Source organism: Pseudonocardia sp. 73-21 (genome assembly GCF_001899645.1).
Classification (GTDB): Bacteria; Actinomycetota; Actinomycetes; order Mycobacteriales; family Pseudonocardiaceae; genus Pseudonocardia.
This window is the reverse complement of sequence record NZ_MKVV01000038.1, coordinates 1-2,069: the sequence shown is the minus strand read 5'-3', so window position 1 is coordinate 2,069 and position 2,069 is coordinate 1. Positions and strand designations below refer to the sequence as shown.

General features: G+C 69.7%; 1 protein-coding gene. It reads left to right on the top strand.

Translation table 11 applies throughout. The features are described from left to right. The first annotated feature begins 507 nt into the window (after positions 1-507). A complete protein-coding gene (locus BGP03_RS10740; RefSeq protein WP_298798787.1) occupies positions 508-1,476 on the top strand; it encodes a site-specific integrase in 969 nt (322 codons plus the stop codon). Positions 1,477-2,069: the final 593 nt, after the last annotated feature.

Here is a 2,069-nt window from a genome sequence, read left to right as displayed (position 1 = left end):
CCATGATCACCACCAGGGCCGTGCCTGCGCCCCTACTTCGGCCGCGTGTCGCCGCAGCTCAGCGCCCACTCACCGCGACTTTGCCGACCCCGTGCCATCCCTGCGGGTACCGCTCCCGCCGAGAGGGTGTCCGTCGTGAGGGCTCCCTTGGCGTACGTCGGTCCCGCTGGCGTGGCATGTCCGCTATACGCGAGGCGCGCGGCCGTTAGGGCTGCTGAGAAGGGGAGGGGCCCTTCGGTATGCCCCGACGCATGCGGTAGCTCTCGCGTCACAATCCGTGATCGTTACCCGGTCGCGGCTAGGGCTGCAGCTCGGCCCGGGCGTCGACCCTCGAGGCGGCTGCACGAACGTACTGGTCGAACGCCCTCTCGGTGGGTAGTCCTGCAGTCAACCCGGGGCGGCCGAGGACGGACCCGCTGGAGTGGGCGAGGTGCGGACGTGGAATCAAACGTGGTGCGAACTGGCGGAGACGGGTGTGGTCCATGGTCCCTGCGCTCGACGCACCGGATGTACACCGACTACCGGCGCAAGCATGTGCGGCCGTTCATCGGCCATCTGCGGGCGGGCGCGGTGGACAACGACGTACTGGACTCGCTCTACCGCGAGCTTCGGCGGTGCCGTACGCATTGCACCGATCGGAAGAGCACGGACCACCGCACTCCGCTGGAGCACGAGTGCGACGAGCGCTGCCGGCCACACCAGTGCCTGCCGTTGTCGTCGACGATGGTCCGGCACGTGCACTTCGTGCTGCGCTGCGCATTCGAGCGCGGGGTGCGGTGGCGATGGCTCGGCGTGAACCCCGTGCAGTTCGCTTCTCCACCGGCGGCGAAGCGTCCGGACCCGCGGCCACCGTCGGCGGAGGAGGCGGCTCGGATCGTCGACGCGGCGTGGGAATCGCCGGACTGGGGCACGCTCGTCTGGCTGACGATGACCACTGGCGCGCGACGGGGTGAGCTCTGCGGGCTGCGTTGGTCCCACGTCGATCTGCCGTCCGGCGTGCTGACCTACCGACGAGCCGTCGCCCAGGACGGGCGGCATCGGGAGGAGAAGGACACCAAGACCCACCAGCAGCGGCGGGTGACGCTCGATCCGGAGACGGTCGCAGTCCTGACCGAGCACTGGGCACGCTGCCTGGAGCGTGCAGCGTCAGCCGGGATGACGCTGACGCGCGACGCGTTCGTGTTCTCGAGATTGCCAGGGGGACGCACGCATCTGGTGCCGTCGTCGGTGACGCAATGGTACGGCCGACTGGTCCGGCGACTAGACATCGACACGCACCTGCACAACCTGCGGCGCTACTCGGCGACCGAGCTCATCGCCGCAGGCGCTCGCCCTCGATCAACTCCTCGAAAGCGCGCTCATCGTGACGGGACACCGGAGGCCGGGCTATCCGCCGCGGCCCCGACGCCGGCCGCCCCACCGCACGCGTCATCCACCGGCACGTCACGATCACGCCCCCCGCGTACCAGTCCGTGACGCCCCGCTCGGCCTGCTCCGCGTCGCGACGCTCCGCCTCCGCCCACACCGCCACGAACTCGTGCAGCGGCACGCGACGGTTGCGCAGCGGGATGCGCTCGACGTCCTCCTTCGTCACCTCCATGCACCCAGAGTCGCACGACCTACCGACGATTTCGACGTCCGAGCAGGTCCAGGGAGCGAGCCGGGCATATGGCGCGCACCGGCGTGCACAACCACACGGGCAGCGAGTCGCCCGCGGCGACTGACTGTGAATGGGGTCCTGGGACAGCCCCTCGGGTCGGGGTGCTCCCGGCGGGCGGGTGTGGAGAACGTGCAGACCGTCGCCGCTGGTGAGGACGCCACCCGGGTCGCCTCGGTTTGACGCGGGCGTCGACGCTCCTCGCCACCCCGACGGGGGAGGAGAAGGTGGCGACATCGGAGCTGATGACGGCATGATCTGAACCGCAGAGCATCACCCGGACCGAGTTACACCACTCGGCTGGACGTGGCCGAGTCGAGGACCGGATTCGCTGGACCATGTGCTGACGGACACGGGAAGATCCGGGTGGGCGGACAGCTGGCTCCGGGTAGGCGGACATGATTTCTCCGGG